The sequence below is a fragment of the Rossellomorea sp. ABR4_004 genome (assembly GCF_056159585.1).
In genome coordinates this window covers 1,089,051-1,107,678 of the sequence record NZ_JBSWVM010000001.1, presented here as the reverse complement: position 1 = coordinate 1,107,678, position 18,628 = coordinate 1,089,051, and the positions used below count along the sequence as shown (strand labels likewise).

Genomic DNA, 18,628 nt, shown 5'->3' with positions numbered 1-18,628 from the left:
TATGTGAGGGGATTGTACAATGGAAAATACAAAATCAAATTTAGCAACTATCATTCGGGAACGTCGTTCGATTAAAAGTGGATATACAGATAAAGAAGTGACAGAGGAAACTGTGCTTGAGATATTGGACGATGCCATCTGGGCACCGAACCATGGCTTAAGAGAACCTTGGCGTTTTATCTTTGTGTCAACCAAAGAGAAGGAAGGCTTTGTAGAAAATCTAGTAAAAACATTTTCTTCAGACATGCAGGAGAACAGAAGGAATTATTTCAGCCAACCGGCTGCATTCCTTATTGTGGTCATGGAGGAAGATCCGAGACAGAAGCAATGGGAAGAGAATTTTGGTGCGGTCAGCTCGCTCATTCAAAACTTTCAGTTGCTGGCTTGGGAACAAAAGCTCGGAGTTGTATGGAAAACGAATCCGCATATTTATGATCCAAAAGTGCGTGACTTATTAGCCGTGAAGCCTGGCGAGAAGATTGTTGGATTCTTGCATATGGGATATTTTGATAAAGTACCTCAGGTGAGGGAGCGAACATCAGCAGAAAAGAAGTTGACGGTGTACAAGAACTAATTCCTGGGGAAAGTCCTATTAAAAAAAAGCAAACGACTCTTGACTCGCCATAACGGTTGGGTCTTTTTTTATGGTCATCAGTCAAGCATTAGTGTTTAGATGAAATATGGATATAAATTAAAATTATCATAAAAGAGAAGAAGAAAGGAGATCATTCCTTTGCAGAATTGTTCAATCGACGATGTTGTTTGCAGACTAAACGATATTAAACGGATGAAAGCAATCTCTGAGCCCCGGAAACTTACAAATTCATTTGAACTCCTGTTCGTGAAAGATGGAAGAGGTTTCCTGGAGATTTCAGAAGATACATTTATCCTTCAGCCATCGAATTTGCATATTATTTATCCATCCCAAGTGTATGCTATCCGTTCTAAGATCAAGAGTGCTCCAATAGAGTATGTCCTCTTCACGTTTGATGTGTATAGGTATCAGCGGGATGAAGAGGCGTTTCGCTTACTTAAAGACAGAGGGGGATTTCCCTTGAAAGGGGAGGTGACGGCGCGCTCTCTTTCAAAGGTGATGGACTTAACTGACGCTTTATTCAAAGCATTGGATGGACACGCTCCAAAGCGGCTTTTGTTTGAACAACTCTTGAATGAGCTGGTTGAACCTCAACAGACAGGAAATATTCAGGATACAGTGATAGCGGTTGAAGAAGTCAGGAAATTCTTGGATACCCATTACCATGAATCAATCTCGATCGAACAGATGGCTTCTATGGCAGATGTCAGTCCGAAATACTTCTCTGCCTTTTTCAAAAAAGAGTACGGTATTAGCGCAAGTGATTATATATCCACTTTACGGTTAAACCAAGTGAAACGGCTCCTTTCAAGAAATGACAATCGTATACGGGACATCGCTCAGAAAGTGGGATATCGGGACGAATTTTATCTAAGCCGCAAGTTTAAGGCGACAGTGGGAATCTCCCCATCCGCCTATCGTAAAAGAAAGATGCGGCGTATTGCTGCTTATGATTTGTCTACCATCGGACATTTATGTGCCCTGAACATTTACCCATATGCCGCTCCGATTCATCCGAAATGGACTTCTTATTATTTTCATCAGCTGCGTCAAGATATTCCGGTCCATCTTAGCGCTTATCAGATCAATAAAGACTGGGAGGAAAATATTCATAAGCTTGCTCTCCAACCACCGGATATGATCATCACTCACGATGACATTTCTGAGGAAGAGAGGGCACGTTTGTCAGAGGTTGGACCGGTTTATTATTATCCAAGGGACGAAGATTGGCGTAAGCAATTATCCATGATTGCAGATCATTTAGGAGAGACGGAGGAATGTGAAGCATGGATGAGACAGTATGATAGGCAACTTACATATGAAAGGAACCAAATGAATAAGCGTTTTAAAGATGAAACTTTCCTTCCATTGAGGCTATTTCATGGCGAGCTATATTTAGACTACAGTCGTACAGTGAAAGAAGTCTTCTTTCGTGATGTGGGGATGCAGTCTGCTGGTAGTCCAACCAACAAGTCACAGGTCCTTTCATTGGATGAACTTGCAGAAATCGATCCAGATCACCTTCTATTAAATATCTGTCAGGAGTCTAATACACTGGAAAGCTGGAATTCTCTTCAGAAGAACATTGCATGGAATGATATTCGATGTGTTAGGGGAAATCACGTTCATATCCTCTCATCTGATCCTTGGAGGGAATATTCGCCTAGCGCCCACGGCAGGGTGATCAGTGAAGAGCTGAAAAAGGTATATGGAAAGAGTACAAAGGATCTTGCGGAAAATGTCCATGTTCAATGAAAACAGGCTGGCGTATAATCATAATTGATAATGATTATCATTATCGAAAGTGATGAAAAAGGAGAGAAAGAGTTATGAAGAAACTACTTATGCCATTGCTGTTAGTCATGCTGATTACATTAGCGGCATGCGGCAATCAAGGCACAGCAGATAAAGAAGAAGGAACATCTGAGGTTGCGGCAACAACGGAATCTGAAGAAATTAAGGAACAAACGATCACATATCTTGGAGAGGAATATACGGTTCCTGCCGGCAGTGACAAAATCGTAACGGCAAGCCAGGAAGCCATGGAGGATGCAGCGATGCTTGGCGTGAAACCGATCGGAGCCATCGCAACAGGAGGGACATTCCCTGAATACCTTGGGGATTCCATGTCAGAAGCCAAAGAAATCGGCGATAAGAGACAGCCGAACAGTGAATTATTACTGCAGATGGATCCGGATGTCATTCTAGGAACTTCTAAGTTCCAGCCGGAAGTGGTGGAAAGTTTAAATAAAGTTGCGACCATGATTCCTATTTCCCATATATCAACGGATTGGAAAGAAAACCTGTTGGTGTTGGCAAAACTGAGCGATAAAACAGAAGAGGCAGAAACAATCATTGAGGATTATGAGAAGGAAGCAGCTGAAGGGAAGGAACATTTCAAAAAGACAATGAGCGACAAGGAAGTTGTGATGGTCCGCATCAGAGGAGGGAATATCTTCGTCTATTCTCCTGACGTGTATTTCAACCCTGTCCTTTATAACGATTTAGGACTGCCTGTCCCTGAAGAGATCCAAGCTTCAAAGAGTCAGGAAATGATCTCCCTTGAGAAGCTGGCTGAAATGAATCCGGATTACTTATTCGTGCAATTTGAAGAAGGGGAAAATGCCGATTCACCACAAGCGTTAGAAGACTTAAAAGGAAATGACATCTTCAAAAGCATCACAGCGGTAAAAAATGACGACATATTTTATAATTCCGTTCCACCACTTGCTGCAGGAGGTACTGCTTTGAGTAAGACAGAGTTCTTGAAAGTCATTATGGACAAGCTGGCACACTAAAAAAAGGTGATGGGTACTATGCGTAGGAGAAGTACATTGTATAAAATCATATTGTTGGTATCACCGGTAGGAGTACTTCTTTCTCTGTTCATATCCGTGCGCAGCGGCTCTACGACCATCAGCAACGCTGAAATCATGAATGTACTATTTTCATATGATCCAGACAATATCCAACATAATGTGATCGTAACGTCCAGGATACCGAGGGCGATAGGTGCGATGGCCATCGGAGCATTACTTGCGATGTCGGGTGCGTTAATGCAGGGGATGACAAGGAATTACTTGGCATCCCCTTCCATTATGGGAGTATCCGATGGAGCGGGGTTTGCGATTACGCTCTCGGTCATATTTTTTCAAGGATTGTCTTCCCTGCAGCTGATGACCCTTTCATTGATAGGATCGGCAGCAGGTACAGGCATCGTCTTTGGCGTGGCCTCCCTTGTAAGGCAGGGCTTGTCACCCGTCAAGCTTACGATTATCGGGACCATCATAGGAACATTTTTGAGCAGCGTATCTGCTGCGTTAGCCTCTTATTATCAAGTGTCTCAAACGATGAGCTTTTGGTATAATGCCAGGCTTCATCAAATCGATCCCGTGCTTCTGTACTTTACGCTTCCATTTGCCGTTTTCGGCATTCTGCTCGCCCTTTCCCTCTCTCGGTCGATTTCGATATTGTCACTGGGTGAAGAAACGTCAGCAGGGCTTGGACAGCGTAAAGGCATCGTGAAATCTTTAACCATGTTGTCGGTTGTCGTCATGACAGGGATATCGGTCGCCTTAGTCGGTAAAATCGGCTTTGTCGGACTGATCATTCCTCATATTACACGGTTCTTGATCGGTGTTGACTACAGACGGGTCATTCCGTGTGCGGGTATCTTGGGGGGAATCTTTTTAACGTTATGTGACTCCATGAGTCTGTATATGAATTATCCTTTCGAAACCCCGATTGGTGTCGTCACTTCTCTGATTGGTGTTCCTTTCTTTCTATACCTGATCAAGAAGAGGGGAGTGATCAGACAGTATGAAAAAGGGTAAATCTTTTATTGTCATGATGGTATCAGGGATTCTTTTATTACTATCCCTGATTTATGTGAGCTTGACTGGAGGAATCTATGAACTTACCATTCAACAAGTGTTTTCAGCGTTCTTCAGACTGAATCCGTCTGAAGAACTGGATCTGGTAGTGTTTACATTCCGACTGCCTAGGATCATACTGGCCATGCTGATCGGGCTTGGACTGGGTGTTGCCGGAGCCGTTCTCCAAAGTGTCACGAAGAATGGGCTGGCAGATCCGGGAATAGTGGGGATCAATAGTGGTGCCGGTGCCGCCATCGTCCTGTTCATGTTCTTCTTTCAACAACAGGTGACAGAAACCAATTGGGTCATGATCATGCTGATGCCCCTGTTTGGATTGATTGGGGGACTAGTGGCGGCCCTTATCATTTTTTGGATTTCATGGGAGAATGGGCGGCTTGATTCGAAGCAGTTTTTATTGACTGGGATAGCGATTGGAGCTGGCTTTGGGGCATTTACAATCTATCTGTCTCTTAAAATGAATGCACAGGATTTTGAAATGGCGACGGTTTGGTTATCCGGCAGCATTTACAATGCGAATTGGCTCTTTATCCTTTCGTTCCTTCCATGGCTATGTATCCTGTTACCTATTATCTTACGAAAATCATATATTCTTGATTTGTTTGGGTTGGGTGAAGTATCCCTTATCGGATTAGGGGTTTCCGTCAAGAAGGAAAAAGCCATTCTGCTATTGAGCTGTATCGGCCTGGTCAGTGCTTCCGTTTCAGTGGCAGGGAGCATATCGTTCATCGGGCTGATCGCACCTCATATTGCCAGGACCCTCACAGGCAACGGGCACAGCAGGATCCTGCCTCTAAGCGGACTTGTTGGGATGGTGTTGGTGGTTGGAGCTGACTTCCTAGCCAAAACCATTGTAGCACCGGCAGAAATACCAGTCGGAATCGTCATTGCGATCATCGGCGTACCATATTTTGTTTTTCTATTATTGAGGTTGAAAATGTAAAAGAAAGGGGAATAAGGATGAAGGCAGAGAACCGTCAACCATTTACAATTGCAGGGGCAACACAACATACAATGATATCGAACCAAGGTCATCCATACCGTATTTTGATCTCCGCACCACAAGAGGAACCTCCCTCTGAAGGCTTTCCGATCATTTATCTCCTGGATGGTAATGCAATATTCGCAACGGTAGTGGAAGCGATGCGGATACAGTCAAGAAAACCGGAGAAAACAGGCGTATACCCTGCCATCATTGTTGGCATTGGGTATGATACGGAAGCCCCTTTTTCATCACGTCGCTATACTGATTTCACAATGGGGAATCCTGAGATCGATTTGCCGAAACAGCCTGATGGCAGCCCCTGGCCTGAGCATGGAGGGGCAGAGGTATTTGCTTCCTTTATCGAAGAAGAATTAAAGCCTGAATTGGATTTTAGCTATCCTGTTGACAAGAACAATCAAGCGATTTTTGGCCATTCGTTAGGCGGGTTGTATGTCTTGAACAGTTTGTTTACACGTCCTGCCTCCTTTAAGACCTACATAGCCGGCAGTCCATCCATTCATTGGAATAAAGAAATCATTTATCAAAAGGAGAAAATGTTTCTCCAACAGTCGGAAAGCGGAAATATCAGTGCCAATTTATTGATCGGATTAGGAGAACACGAGCAATGGCATCATACAAAAATGGGGGACCTCGCAAAGGAGATGGCAGACCGTCTCCAGTCCTGTAAGGGATTGAATGTCACATTCATTGAGTTCTCAGAAGAAGGTCATGTATCGGTCTTACCGCCGCTCATAAGCAAGTCGTTGCCTTTTATCTTTTCAGAAAATGGGTAGTATAATAACTTATGATAGAAATCTCAATTTTTAAGCGAGGTAAACAATGATCATTAGAAAACGGAAGACAGATGAACATCTTCCAATGGAATTACTGCTATTGGCGGATCCTTCAGAAGAAATCGTAAAAGAATATGTCACTCGGGGAGAGTGCTTTGTAGCTGAACTTGAACAGGATATTGTTGGAGTGTATGTACTCCTTCCAACAAGACCTGAGACCATCGAATTAGTGAATGTGGCGGTTGCGGAAGAGATGCATGGCAGAGGGATCGGAAAGCAGCTGGTGATGGATGCTGTTAAGGTAGCAAGGTCCAAAGGCTACAAGACCATTGAAGTGGGTACCGGGAATTCTGGAATTGGCCAATTGGCTCTTTATCAGAAATGTGGATTTAGAATCGTTGGTGTGGATATGGACTTTTTCATCAGACACTATTCAGAAGAAATCGTTGAGAATGGAATTCAGTGCCGGGATATGATTCGGTTAGCTCAGGATTTATAGACGGCAAGAGGTTGAAACTTGAAAAAATAGACCCCGTCCCTACAAGTGAAAAATTTAATTTCTCACTCTAAAAAAACTATTTTTCACATTGTGGATCAAATGTGAAAATATACTATCATTCATAAGAGTAATTACACCATTATTTTTAAAAAATACCTTATAATTAAGTTAAGAAACTGATGAAGTGTCGACTTATATTCTTCATTAGAAAGGGATGATAATGATGACGAAATTATCTTATAGTGGATTAAAATATGGAGAAAGAGATGTGGAAATAAAATTAATGGTGGATATACAAAATGATTGGTTTGAGGTAACGCACACTAAGGAAGTGTCTCAAGTAATGAATAAGTCGACTGGTAAGTATATCCAAGTACATCGAAACACTTTGAAATTTGAGGTTGTATCATAGTATGTAGAAAATGCGAAATTGAATTTAACGTTAAAGCCATAACGAATAGCTAAATTCGCAAGTGGTTTACTTTAGAGGTGCAAACATTGTAAAACACATAGGAAAACGCACTTGAATTCACATATCATTCACAGGGTATGAAATAATTATTGGAGGATATGCGAATTGGGTGTGATTTAGGAAAATTGAGCAACTAGTGATAGGTAAAATAAGCGGAGATTTTTCCGTTATTCTGTGGAATAGAGCACTATTCGGGGGTAAATAAGGGGAGTTTTTTCCCTTATGCAAAGCTGAATTAACGATTCTCACATTTTTTGAGTCAATAGGGGAAATCTTTCCGTCTATTTAGGCTATTGTCAGTGCTATTTCCTCATTAAGAGTAAATTTTCCTCTTATTTATCAGACTCGCCTCGCTTTAGCGGTATTTAGTGAAAAAAGAAAATTCAAAAAAGGCTTAGAGATATTTGTATCTCTAAGCCTTTTTGACTGTGAATTATGCTGTGAAGTTTATGAGATTAGCTAATAGATCTGGTCTGCGAGTTACCGTTTTGCACCTCACAAGTAAACCCGTTACTAAATTTATGTTAATTTCACAGCTGTATTCGTAATCCTATTTAACACTCTACAATAAATCAGTACTTACCCTACAGGGATTGGGTCAATTTTATTTTGTCTGTCCTTTTTACGGAATCAATAAAATTTTCCCTGTACTTTTCCTGCTTTCCAGGTATTCATGGGCTTTAGCGCCTTCGCTTAATGGAAAGACCGTTGGTTCAGAAACCATTAACTGTCCTTCCTGTATCCATCCAAATAACTCGTGAGAGCGTGTCACCCGTTCTTCGTGAGACGTCAATACATTCCATAGATCTCCGCCTGTCAGGGTTTTCGAGGTGTCCATCAGCATGCGGGGATCAACAGAAACAGGATCGCCTCCCGCCATACCGAAGAATACGACCGTCCCTCCGATACGCGTGACTTCAAAACTGTCCATTAACGTGGAACCTACGGATTCATATACAACGTCCGCCCCGTTACCACCAGTCACATTCTTGACTTGCTGTTTCCAGTCTTCGCTATATAAAAACATGTGGTCAGCTCCAATAGACAGGGCAGCTTGCCTTTTTTCTTCCGAGGAAGTTAACCCAATGACTGTGCCCCCTAAAATCTTGATGATTTGGACAAGGAGCTGTCCGACTCCTCCTGCTGCCGCATGGATTAAAGCAGTATCCCCATTTTTGATCCTATAGCTGTCTTTCGTTAAGTAATGAGCAGTGAGCCCTTGTAATAAAAGGGAGGCAGCTGTTTCGTACGATATATCGTCAGGCAGTGGAATGGCTTTTTCTTTTGGGACCGCCACAAGTTCAGCGTTCGCATACGGTACATCTGCAAAAGCTATGCGATCCCCGACTTCAATTCCTGTCACGTTGCTTCCAACACGATTGACGATCCCTGCCCCTTCATATCCACATATGTACGGAGGATTTCCTGCTAAGTGATAGTTTCCTTTTCTTCTGTATACATCGGCGAAATTCAGGCCGATCGACTTCATTTCAACTAACACGTCATCCCGTCCCATTTGGGGAGAATCGATCTCCTGGTAATGGAGGACGTCCGGTCCACCGAACTTTTCAAATATGAGTGCTTTCATCATTTACTCTCCTCTATAGAAACATTCAATTTTAGTGTAACCAGTTCCTATCCTTTTGACTAGCAATGAGCTTCCTTCTTCTTATGGGTACTTCCAGGTGCCTATGCCACTTCAAAGTGCGTTCTTCTCAAAAGTGTATATCTCATTCATAATTCAGTTTAGCTTTTCAAACAGTACCTACTGGATTTTACAGAAGATGTTTGAAAAGCATATAGGCACAAAAAAGTCCTTAGGTTACAAAAAAGTACCTACATGACTTTAAAGTGCGTACTTCTAATATATATTTGTACACATTATCATGATGTGTACAGAGAAACGAAAGGCGCCTTCGATTCTCAATTCAATAAACGAATTATCCACTTAAGGAGGAATAAACGTTATGAGTTCAGCCTCAGCTACAATTGATCAGACAAAAACGAAAGGTGGCACGCCGGCGTTACTTGCCCTTGCCATCAGTGCCTTTGGAATTGGAACGACAGAATTTGTACCCGTTGGATTATTATCATCGATTGCCGATGATTTATCGATATCGATTACACTCGCAGGACTATTGATTTCAGGCTATGCCATCGGAGTGGCCATTGGAGCCCCCATATTGACGGCATTGACCAGTAAGATGAACAGGAAAACCCTTCTTATGTCGTTGATGCTTATATTCATTGTTGGGAACTCGGTTGCAGCACTTTCCACCAGTTTCGGGTTATTGCTCGTTGCCCGATTTATCACAGCATTCTCACACGGAATTTTCTTCTCGATCGGATCGACAATTGCCGCCGATTTAGTGCCTGCCCATAAGCGGGCCAGTGCAATTGCCTTTATGTTCACAGGATTGACGGTCGCGACAGTTACAGGAGTACCCCTTGGAACATTCATCGGACAAGCGTTTGGATGGAGAGCCACATTCTGGGGAGTAGCCCTTCTCGGTGTCGTAGGGATCATTGCCAGTTCTATCCTTGTGCCGAAAAACTTAAAAGAAGCACCACCAGCTAAGTTCAGCGAACAATTGAAGATCCTAACGAATGGGCGATTATTATTAGCCTTTGCCATCACAGCACTTGGATATGGCGGTACGTTCGTCGCGTTCACTTATTTAACACCATTATTGCAAGACGTGACGGGATTCAGCGCGAAATGGGTGAGTATCATCCTGCTTGTCTACGGAATTGCCGTTGCCATCGGAAATGTCGTCGGAGGGAAAGCATCCGACAAGAGTCCTTTAAAAGCTTTATTCTGGATGTTTGTTATGCAAGCCATCATTCTATTAGTTCTTACATTCGCAGCACCATTCAAAGTGGCGGGTCTGATCGCGATCTTCCTAATGGGATTATTCGCTTTCATGAACGTGCCGGGGCTTCAGGTCCTTGTTGTCAACCTGGCTGAAAAGTATGTACCGTCAGCAGTCAATGTGGCGTCAGCCATGAATATCGCTGCATTTAACGTCGGGATCGCGATCGGTTCCTTTGTCGGTGGAATGATCGTGGATGGAATCGGCTTGATCCATACCCCTTGGATCGGTGCCATCATGGTGGCAGGAGCTGTTGTATTAACAGCATGGCTCCGCAGCATTGAACGAAAGTCAGCCTGAGGACGTTAGAACGGCTCAAGTATGGAAAGAGCGAACCATCGTTTGCGCAAAAAGGATATTTTCATGACCAGTTGGACAGTGGCGGCCCCATACGCCGCCACCTGTCAAATGAAAAAAGGGAGAGGAAAAGATGAATCCATTCTTACAACACAAAGCTTATAACCGCATGTATAAAGAGGGAGAATTGACGTTAGGCCTTCACATTCCCCTTGAAAATTATCGTTTGGACGCCCCTACGATGGACTGTCGTCAATAAGGGAAACTATTACATATGTATTGATCGTTGTTTTACTTGGATTTTTAACCATAGATATAAAAAGGAAAAAGAAGACTAAAAAATCATCAAGAAATGCTTAAAAGTATGTGATGTTAGTATTTTTATTTTCTTATTTAGGATCATTTTAAATAAATCATGTTTTAAGTTTTGGTATCATTGCCAAAGATTTTAGCTTAGAAAGGGACGTGATTATGGGAAAATGGAAAAGAAAATTACTACATACAACACGCGGAGTATTTGAGCTATTTATCAAGGGTAAGGGAGCCCCGCTTTGTGTGACCCACCATTATTCAGAATTTAACCATACCGGTGACAATTTTGCAGAGTCATTTACAAGGACAAACCAAGTCTTTTTAATAAACTTACGGGAAGCTGGTCAATCGGAGAAAGCAAACGAACCCTATCAGCTGAGTATGTTGGAATCCATATTCGACTTGGAAGCGATTCGTGAAGCATTAGGGTTTCTTCAGTGGGGGTTTGCCGGACATTCAACAGGAGGGATGTTAGGGATACTATACGGGATCCACTTTTCAGAAAGTCTCCATGTTAATGTGATTGTTGGGGCGGCGGCAAGAGAATATATGACCTTCTCGAAAGATTGCATTTACAATCCTGCGCACCCGGATTTCCACAGGATGCAGGAACTTATCGAAACGTTAAAAAAACCGGATTTACCAATGGAAAAAAGAAAAGAATTATCGATAGAAAGAACGAAATTATCGTTATATGCACCTGAGAAATATAGTGAGCTTTTCTCCCTCGATATTCACAAAGGGATGTCTGCTGCGAGAATGAACTTTTTTATCCGTGAATTACAAGTATATGATGTTACTCGAAAAATGGAGTTCATATCAGTCCCCACGTTAGTCCTGTGTGGCAGATATGACGTCCAATGTCCTTTACTGTATTCCATTGAAATGGCTGAAGGTATACCTCATTCGAGATTAGTAATCTTTGAGAAAAGTAACCATTATCCATTCCTGGAAGAGGCAGAGCGATTTGCGGATGAGTATGATTTGTTTTTGAAGGAAAATATTTGAAAGTGGAATAAAGGGGTATTCCAGTTTGTGAATATATTATTTCCTCAGCCTCCACGAATGTGTAATAATATGGAAATAGACGCAATAACTCAGAATAACGGCGCAATTATGATGATTCTAGACGCAATAATGAATAAAATGACGCAATGACCGTCATTCTAGACGCAATTGTGAAGGAAAACGACGCAATCACAATCGAAAAGGCTGGAAAAATACACTCGAAATGCCTTTTAAGTAGAGCTTGAGAAAGGCAGGAAAGGACTATCCCAATCGTTTTCAAGAAATGAATCCTTTTCAGCAAAGAATAGCCTTTACAAACAAAAGACGAACCTCTCAACAAAGGCACTAACGCCTCAAACAGGTTCGTCCAGCAATATCATTCCTCATACTTCAACTCCAACGTAATCTGTGTAGTCGTATAAAAGTACATTTCCCGCACTTTCAAATTAAAGGACTTATCATTCAATTTGACTGTTTTATTTTCAATAATCTTCTTGATGAGTTCCTTATTCCCGAACACCGTTTCTAAGTCCTTAGTCAAAAGGCTCCGTAAATCCTCGCTCAACTGGTCCTCTGTTTCGTGTATACTGAGTAATTCAACTTTTGTTTTCGTGTTGTTGATGATCTTCACTTTGACTTCCTGGATGGTGAGTACGTCTTCGTTTTCGGTGTTTAGTTGTTTGTATTCTTCTTGAAGATAGGACAGGGTGTTTTTCAGTTTGCTGATGTCGTTTTTCTGTTCTTCTATCCTTTGGGCCTGCTTCTCATGCATGGTTCCGAACATGAATAAGAAGATCATCCAGCTGATGATTCCGCCTACCACCATCCCTGCGAAGAATCGCTGCCAGGAGGGAAGCCGATAAAAGGGAGGGATTCTCATGACGGCATATGCTCCTGTGTGAGCCATGAGATGATCATGGCAGCGGTGTTGGCTCCTCCTAAAGCGGAAAGGATTAAGAGGAATTGTTTGAATAGCTCTTTTGTCTCCCCGTTCAGAAAGCCTTTTTCAAAGCTATAGACTGTATCGAATGTGCCGCCGATCGCTGCGATGATGGCCCAGATGCGCAGGAAATCGGATAGTCGTCTCATTTCAATGAATAAAGGCTGTCCCATGGCGAATGAAGCCAGCCCGCCGAGGAGTGATCCCCCCAGTAATACCCCCATAGCAATAAAGAAGCTTTTGAATAGTTCCGGAAAGAAAGCTTCTGCCATTTCATCATCTCCATCTATTACGTGTCTTTACGATAACTATATGGGATTAGTAGACAAGATATGAGGGAGAACATATTTTCTTTTTTGCGGTTTCTTTCCTATAATAAAAGTATATTGAGAAAAAGGTTGTGCATAACATGTCATTTGTTCATTTACAAGTAGCGAGTGCCTATAGTCTCTTGTCTAGCACGATATCGATAAATGGACTTGTACATAAAGCGAAGAATTCAGGGTATAAAGCACTGGCTTTAACCGATAAAAATATGATGTATGCCGCCATCCCTTTTTATAAGGCGTGTTTAAAAGAAAACATAAAACCGATTATCGGGTTAACCGCAGATATTGCGTCAAAGGAAGGTTCCTATCCCCTGGTGCTCCTCGTGAAAAATCAAACGGGGTATCAGAATCTATTAAAGATTTCGAGTGCGATCGGGGCAAAGTCGAAAGATGGTCTCCCGTTGAAGTGGCTCTCTTCCTATAGTGAAGGGTTGATTGCCATCACTCCGGGGATCAAAGGTGAGATTGAGAACCTGTTATTGAATGATGAAAGTGAAAAAGCAAAGGAGTGCATCCACACCTATCAACAGATCTTCGGCAGGAATTCCTTTTACTTAAGCCTTCAAAAGCATGGGATTCCGTCTGAAGATACTCTTATTTCTTTGCTGCAGCAGGTGGCCAAAGAGACGGGGACGGATATGGTGGCTACCAATGATGTTCAGTATTTAAACCAGGAAGATCATTTCGCCCATGAATGCATGGGTGCGATACGTGACGGAGTGAAGCTTTCTGAAGATGACCGGGACGTATTGGGTTCACAGGAGTACTACTTCAAGTCCAAAGAGCAGATGGTGGATTTGTTTTCTGATCATGTAACGGAGCTTGAAAACACGATGAAGATTGCCGATCAGTGCCACCTGACCATTCCTTTCCATCAGCAGCTCCTCCCGAAATATCCTCTGCCCGAGGGAGTGTCTGCCCTTCAGGAATTGACCCACCTTTGTGAGAAAGGCCTGAGCGAACGGGTAGAGTCGATTTCAGATGAGTACATAGAACGGCTGGATTATGAGCTTGAAGTCATCGGCAGGATGGGATTCAGCGATTACTTCCTGATTGTCTGGGATTTTATGAAGTATGCGAAGGAAAGAAAGATCCTGACGGGACCGGGAAGGGGATCGGCAGCGGGTTCCTTGGTATCTTACGCATTGAGGATTACAGATGTGGATCCGATCGAACATCATTTGCTGTTTGAACGTTTTTTAAATCCTGAACGTGTATCTATGCCGGATATTGATATCGATTTTCCCGATCACAGGCGGGACGAAGTGATCGAGTATGTAGAAGGGAAGTATGGGAGCCTTCACGTTGCCCAGATCATTACGTTCGGGACCTTTGCAGCAAAGGCAGCCCTTCGTGATACAGGTCGTGTATTCGGCTTGAATATGAAGGAGCAGGAGCAAGTATCCAAGCTTGTTCCGAATCAGTTGGGGATCACGCTGCAGGAAGCCTATGAAAAGTCCAAGGGATTCCGCGAATTTGTGACAAGCTCTGATCATTATAAGAAATTATTTCAGACGGCTCTTAAACTTGAAGGACTTCCAAGACATACGTCGACCCATGCAGCGGGAGTCGTGATGAGTGAAGCTCCGTTAGTGCAGTGGGTACCCATCCAGGGAAGTTCATCGGGAATCCATCTGACTCAATTCTCTATGGATATCCTGGAAGAAATCGGGTTGTTGAAAATGGACTTCCTCGGACTTCGTAATCTAAGTATATTAGAAAGAATTGTGAAGAACGTTCAAATGGGAACCAATAAATCATTCTCCATTGAGTCTATACCCATGAATGATCCTAAAACCTTTGAATTATTAAGTAAAGGGCTGACCAATGGGATTTTCCAGCTTGAATCAGAAGGAATGCGGAATGTTTTAAAAAGACTGAAGCCTAATTCATTTGAAGATATTGTGGCCGTTAACGCGTTATACCGTCCGGGTCCAATGGAAAACATCCCGACGTATATTAAGAGGAAGCACGGCGTGGAAAAGGTGGAATATCCATTGCCTGACTTAAAGCCGATTCTTGAAATGACTTACGGCGTCATTGTCTATCAGGAACAAATCATGCAAATTGCTTCGAAAATGGCCGGTTTCTCACTCGGGGAAGCAGATTTGCTCAGAAGAGCGGTTTCGAAGAAGAAAAAGGATGTCCTCGATCAGGAACGGGAGCATTTTGTTTCCGGTTCAATACGGAAAGGGTATACCGAAAAAGTCGCGCACACCATTTATGACTTGATTGTCAGATTCGCAGATTATGGATTCAACCGCTCCCATGCTGTTGCCTATAGTATGATCGCCTATCAATTGGCTTATTTAAAGGCACATTACCCTGCTTTTTTCTTATCATCTCTCCTGACATCGGTAGTGGGAAATGAGACGAAAGTGGCTCAGTATATCCGGGAGGCAAAGCTTTATGATATTGAGATTCTGCCCCCATCCATTAACACGAGTCAATTCGTCTTTACGGTAGACGGTAAGAACAGGATCCGTTACAGCTTAGGGGCAATCAAAGGAATAGGGGCAGCTGCTTTAAAGGAAATCATCCGTGCCAGAAAAGAAAAACCATTTCAGGACCTGTTTGATGTTTGCATGAGGGTATCTTCCAAAACGATTAACCGGAAAATCCTCGAAAATTTAGTATTGTCCGGGGCGTTCGATGAATTCGAAATGGACCGTGCTACGTTGCTTGCGAGCCTTGATGTAGCGGCCCAGCATGCGGAGCTTGTCAATCCTGAAGGTGATCCCGATCTGTTTCATGAGGAAGAGGCGTTCCTGTTAAAGCCTAAGCATGTCGAAGTAGAGGATATGACGATCGATACGAAGCTTCAATTCGAGAAACAGGTGCTGGGTCTTTACTTATCTGACCACCCCGTTTCATCCTACCGTCACCTGTATGATGATCTTGGCTTACAGCAAATAGCCGATCTTCAAAAGGGGTCGAAAATCACATTTGGCGGTTATATTACCGGAGTGAAATCCATCCGGACGAAAAAAGGGGAAGTGATGGCCTTCCTTGAAATCGGTGATGAAAGTGGCGAGATCGAAGCGGTCGTGTTTCCGAATGTCTATCGAAATAATATGACACAGCTAAAAGAAGGGAATATTCTCCTGTTTGGTGGAAATGTTGAAGAACGTAACGATAAGCTTCAGTTCATTGTGAATCAGGTGGAATCGATGGAACAAGTGCAGGCGAGAGCGAAAGCCAGGGATCAAAAGCTCTATTTGAAAATTCCCATCGACCAGGATGAAGAGGCGTGTACGCAGCGTATTCATCAAACGATTAACCGATTCAAAGGGAAAAATCCTGTCATCGTTTATTATGAACGTGAAAAAAAGAGTGTCCAGCTTCCGGACCATTTATGTGTGTCCCCGTCTCAGGAGGCTCTTAGGGAAATGCAGCGGGTTCTGGGTGAGGCAAATGTCATATTACAATAACATACTTTACTAAAACCAATATTTATATTATTGTTTAATAGAAAAAGGTGGTCAGACCACCTCTATACCATTATTTTTTTCACTATATATCATGTACATTTAGAAGATTTGTGTGAATCATGAATCGACATATAGCATGTAAAGAAACAGAAGGAGTGAGTGGATTGTCATTGCGTGAAGAAGCTCTGCATATGCATCGGGTTAACAAAGGGAAATTAGAAACAACATCCAAGGTGGAGGTCCGGAATGCGGAAGACCTTAGCCTGGCTTATTCCCCAGGGGTAGCAGAACCGTGTAAAGTCATTTATGACAAGCCTGAAACGGTTTACGATTACACAATGAAAGGGAATATGGTAGCCGTTGTTTCAGATGGTACGGCGGTTTTAGGTCTTGGAAATATCGGGCCGGAAGCTTCCCTGCCTGTTATGGAAGGTAAAGCGGTTCTATTCAAGAGCTTTGCCGGTGTTGATGCGTTTCCAATCTGTTTGAACACAACGGATGTGGACAAGATTGTAGAAACGGTCAAACTTCTTGAACCTACCTTTGGCGGAGTGAATTTAGAGGACATAGCAGCTCCGAATTGCTTTGAAATCGAAGAGCGCTTGAAGAAAGAGACCAATATCCCTGTGTTTCATGATGATCAACATGGTACAGCCATTGTAACCGTGGCAGGTCTGGTGAACGCGCTCAAGATTGTTGGGAAGAAGATGTCAGAAATCAAAGTAGTGGCAAATGGAGCCGGTGCCGCGGGTATGGCGATCATTAAGCTTCTTTACCGTTATGGTGTGAGAGACATCATTATGTGTGATTCCAAGGGAGCGATTTACGAAGGGCGTCCTGAAGGAATGAATGGGATCAAGGACGAAGTAGCCAAGTTTACGAATCGTGATCAGATCAAAGGTGGACTGACAGAAGTACTAAAAGACGCAGACGTTTTCATCGGTGTGTCTGTTGCAGGAGCGTTAACAGAAGAAATGGTTGCCTCTATGAAACAGGACCCGATTATCTTTGCTATGGCCAATCCTGTGCCTGAAATTATGCCACAGTTGGCAAAAGCGGCTGGAGCAAAAGTGGTTGGAACCGGTCGATCCGATTTTCCTAATCAAGTAAATAATGTCCTTGCATTCCCTGGGATTTTCCGAGGGGCACTGGATGTCCGCGCGACTCACATCAATGAGAAGATGAAGCAAGCTGCTGTTGAAGCGATTGCGGCTTTAATCGGAGAAGACGAGTTGAATGAGGATTATGTCATCCCTGCACCATTTGATAAGCGTGTAGCACCTGCTGTAGCAGCTGCAGTCGCGAAGTCTGCCATGGAGACGGGAGTAGCCCGTTTAAAGGTGGATCCGGAAGATATTCGCAAAAAGACAGAAGATTTAGCGGTAATCGGGAAGAGTGAATGATGACAGAAGTGAACTCTCTCCATTCCCACGCTAAAGTATATATTGGAATTGTTCACCAATTACGAGAAATGATATCAAAAGACGGCCTCAAGCCCGGTGATAAGATCCCTTCTGAAAGAGAGCTGTCCGAACGATTGAACGTTGGGCGCTCCTCTGTAAGGGAAGCATTACGGGCATTGGAATTGTTGGGCCTGATTGAAACGAAAAGAGGCGAAGGTACCTTCTTAAGGGATTTTCGGGATCATCACCTCATCGATTTGTTAGGGATGTTCATCCTCGAAGACCATAAAGCCCAGGAGGATATTCTTTATACGAAAATGATGATTGAAAAAGAAGCGTTGAAAGATCTATTTTCAGAAAAAAAGAAGATGGATGCTCTTTTTGATAAAGTCTCAGAAGCGGAAAACCTGGATGATGTGTTCAGGGATATCGTGATGATGAACGCCAATCATTTGGCTCAACGGATTTGGAATATCTTAAATGATTTTGAAACATTGATTTGTGGAGAAATCAAGATAACGGATCAAATGAGAGAAGAGATTACCCAAATGCTTCAAGGAATAGAAAACCAAGATAAAGAGACCGTGCAAGAGACGTATAAAAGGGTCAGGGAAATTGTCGATAATGATGCGACAATTTCCAACATCTTTTTTTAAACCTTTCCATTAAACTGATAGTCAAGCAGTTATATATCGTGCATTTACTACTAGAAACGAAAGCGGAAGCTGTCCCTGGGAAATTGATTTCAATGCTATATCACCTTCATTTTTTTCCTTCAGAAGACGTATAAGCTACTG

At 42.9% G+C, this 18,628-nt stretch carries 17 protein-coding genes; 14 read left to right on the top strand and 3 right to left on the bottom strand.

Going from position 1 to position 18,628, the window contains the following annotated elements; translation table 11 throughout:
- Positions 1 to 19 precede the first annotated feature (19 nt).
- The 8 genes from ACXAF2_RS05920 (at position 20) to ACXAF2_RS05885 (ending at position 7,178) form a co-directional block, all read left to right on the top strand.
- Positions 20 to 574 (top strand): nitroreductase family protein, encoded by a 555-nt coding sequence (locus ACXAF2_RS05920; protein WP_475137756.1) that lies wholly within the window; start codon positions 20 to 22, stop codon positions 572 to 574.
- Between the two features lie 159 nt (positions 575 to 733).
- Positions 734 to 2,350: an AraC family transcriptional regulator gene (locus ACXAF2_RS05915; protein ID WP_475137755.1), complete on the top strand. Its 1,617-nt coding sequence runs from the start codon at positions 734 to 736 to the stop codon at positions 2,348 to 2,350.
- A gap of 74 nt (positions 2,351 to 2,424) precedes the next feature.
- Positions 2,425 to 3,393, top strand: a complete 969-nt coding sequence (locus tag ACXAF2_RS05910; RefSeq protein WP_475137754.1) for an ABC transporter substrate-binding protein — start codon at positions 2,425 to 2,427, stop codon at positions 3,391 to 3,393.
- An 18-nt stretch (positions 3,394 to 3,411) separates the two neighbouring features.
- Positions 3,412 to 4,428 carry a FecCD family ABC transporter permease gene (locus ACXAF2_RS05905; protein ID WP_475137753.1) on the top strand — a complete coding sequence of 339 codons (1,017 nt, stop codon included), beginning with the start codon at positions 3,412 to 3,414 and terminating at the stop codon, positions 4,426 to 4,428.
- Positions 4,415 to 5,431, top strand: a complete 1,017-nt coding sequence (locus tag ACXAF2_RS05900; protein ID WP_475137752.1) for a FecCD family ABC transporter permease — start codon at positions 4,415 to 4,417, stop codon at positions 5,429 to 5,431. The genes ACXAF2_RS05905 and ACXAF2_RS05900 overlap by 14 nt, the downstream gene beginning before the upstream one ends.
- Positions 5,432 to 5,448: 17 nt before the next feature.
- Entirely contained in the window at positions 5,449 to 6,267 is an 819-nt protein-coding gene (locus tag ACXAF2_RS05895; protein WP_475137751.1) for an alpha/beta hydrolase, read from the top strand.
- A 46-nt stretch (positions 6,268 to 6,313) separates the two neighbouring features.
- Complete coding sequence (locus ACXAF2_RS05890; protein ID WP_475137750.1) at positions 6,314 to 6,766, top strand: GNAT family N-acetyltransferase; 453 nt, start codon at positions 6,314 to 6,316, stop codon at positions 6,764 to 6,766.
- Between the two features lie 223 nt (positions 6,767 to 6,989).
- Positions 6,990 to 7,178: a hypothetical protein gene (locus ACXAF2_RS05885; protein WP_475137749.1), complete on the top strand. Its 189-nt coding sequence runs from the start codon at positions 6,990 to 6,992 to the stop codon at positions 7,176 to 7,178.
- A 682-nt stretch (positions 7,179 to 7,860) separates the two neighbouring features.
- Here ACXAF2_RS05885 and ACXAF2_RS05880 read toward each other — a convergent pair.
- The gene (locus ACXAF2_RS05880) at positions 7,861 to 8,826 is read right to left on the bottom strand and encodes a quinone oxidoreductase family protein (protein ID WP_475137748.1); all 966 of its coding nucleotides are present in this window, start codon (positions 8,824 to 8,826) and stop codon (positions 7,861 to 7,863) included.
- 379 nt (positions 8,827 to 9,205) lie between these two features.
- Between ACXAF2_RS05880 and ACXAF2_RS05875 the strand changes: the two genes are divergently transcribed.
- From ACXAF2_RS05875 to ACXAF2_RS05865, 3 genes are all read left to right on the top strand, one after another.
- Entirely contained in the window at positions 9,206 to 10,411 is a 1,206-nt protein-coding gene (locus ACXAF2_RS05875; protein ID WP_475137747.1) for an MFS transporter, read from the top strand.
- A 130-nt stretch (positions 10,412 to 10,541) separates the two neighbouring features.
- Complete coding sequence (locus ACXAF2_RS05870; RefSeq protein ID WP_475137746.1) at positions 10,542 to 10,667, top strand: hypothetical protein; 126 nt, start codon at positions 10,542 to 10,544, stop codon at positions 10,665 to 10,667.
- Between the two features lie 212 nt (positions 10,668 to 10,879).
- The gene (locus tag ACXAF2_RS05865; protein WP_475137745.1) at positions 10,880 to 11,728 is read left to right on the top strand and encodes an alpha/beta fold hydrolase; all 849 of its coding nucleotides are present in this window, start codon (positions 10,880 to 10,882) and stop codon (positions 11,726 to 11,728) included.
- Between the two features lie 376 nt (positions 11,729 to 12,104).
- On the opposite strand, the gene ytrI is transcribed toward ACXAF2_RS05865, so the two are convergent.
- Positions 12,105 to 12,608 carry a sporulation membrane protein YtrI gene (gene ytrI, locus ACXAF2_RS05860; protein WP_475137744.1) on the bottom strand — a complete coding sequence of 168 codons (504 nt, stop codon included), beginning with the start codon at positions 12,606 to 12,608 and terminating at the stop codon, positions 12,105 to 12,107.
- Positions 12,605 to 12,940 carry a sporulation membrane protein YtrH gene (ytrH, locus tag ACXAF2_RS05855; RefSeq protein WP_044339284.1) on the bottom strand — a complete coding sequence of 112 codons (336 nt, stop codon included), beginning with the start codon at positions 12,938 to 12,940 and terminating at the stop codon, positions 12,605 to 12,607. Before ytrH ends, ytrI begins: the two co-directional genes overlap by 4 nt.
- Before the next feature lie 137 nt (positions 12,941 to 13,077).
- Between ytrH and dnaE the strand changes: the two genes are divergently transcribed.
- The 3 genes from dnaE (at position 13,078) to ACXAF2_RS05840 (ending at position 18,487) form a co-directional block, all read left to right on the top strand.
- Positions 13,078 to 16,428, top strand: a complete 3,351-nt coding sequence (gene dnaE, locus ACXAF2_RS05850) for a DNA polymerase III subunit alpha (RefSeq protein ID WP_475137743.1) — start codon at positions 13,078 to 13,080, stop codon at positions 16,426 to 16,428.
- 164 nt (positions 16,429 to 16,592) lie between these two features.
- Positions 16,593 to 17,831 carry an NADP-dependent malic enzyme gene (ystJ, locus tag ACXAF2_RS05845; protein ID WP_324744809.1) on the top strand — a complete coding sequence of 413 codons (1,239 nt, stop codon included), beginning with the start codon at positions 16,593 to 16,595 and terminating at the stop codon, positions 17,829 to 17,831.
- Entirely contained in the window at positions 17,831 to 18,487 is a 657-nt protein-coding gene (locus tag ACXAF2_RS05840; RefSeq protein WP_475137742.1) for a FadR/GntR family transcriptional regulator, read from the top strand. The genes ystJ and ACXAF2_RS05840 overlap by 1 nt, the downstream gene beginning before the upstream one ends.
- Positions 18,488 to 18,628: the final 141 nt, after the last annotated feature.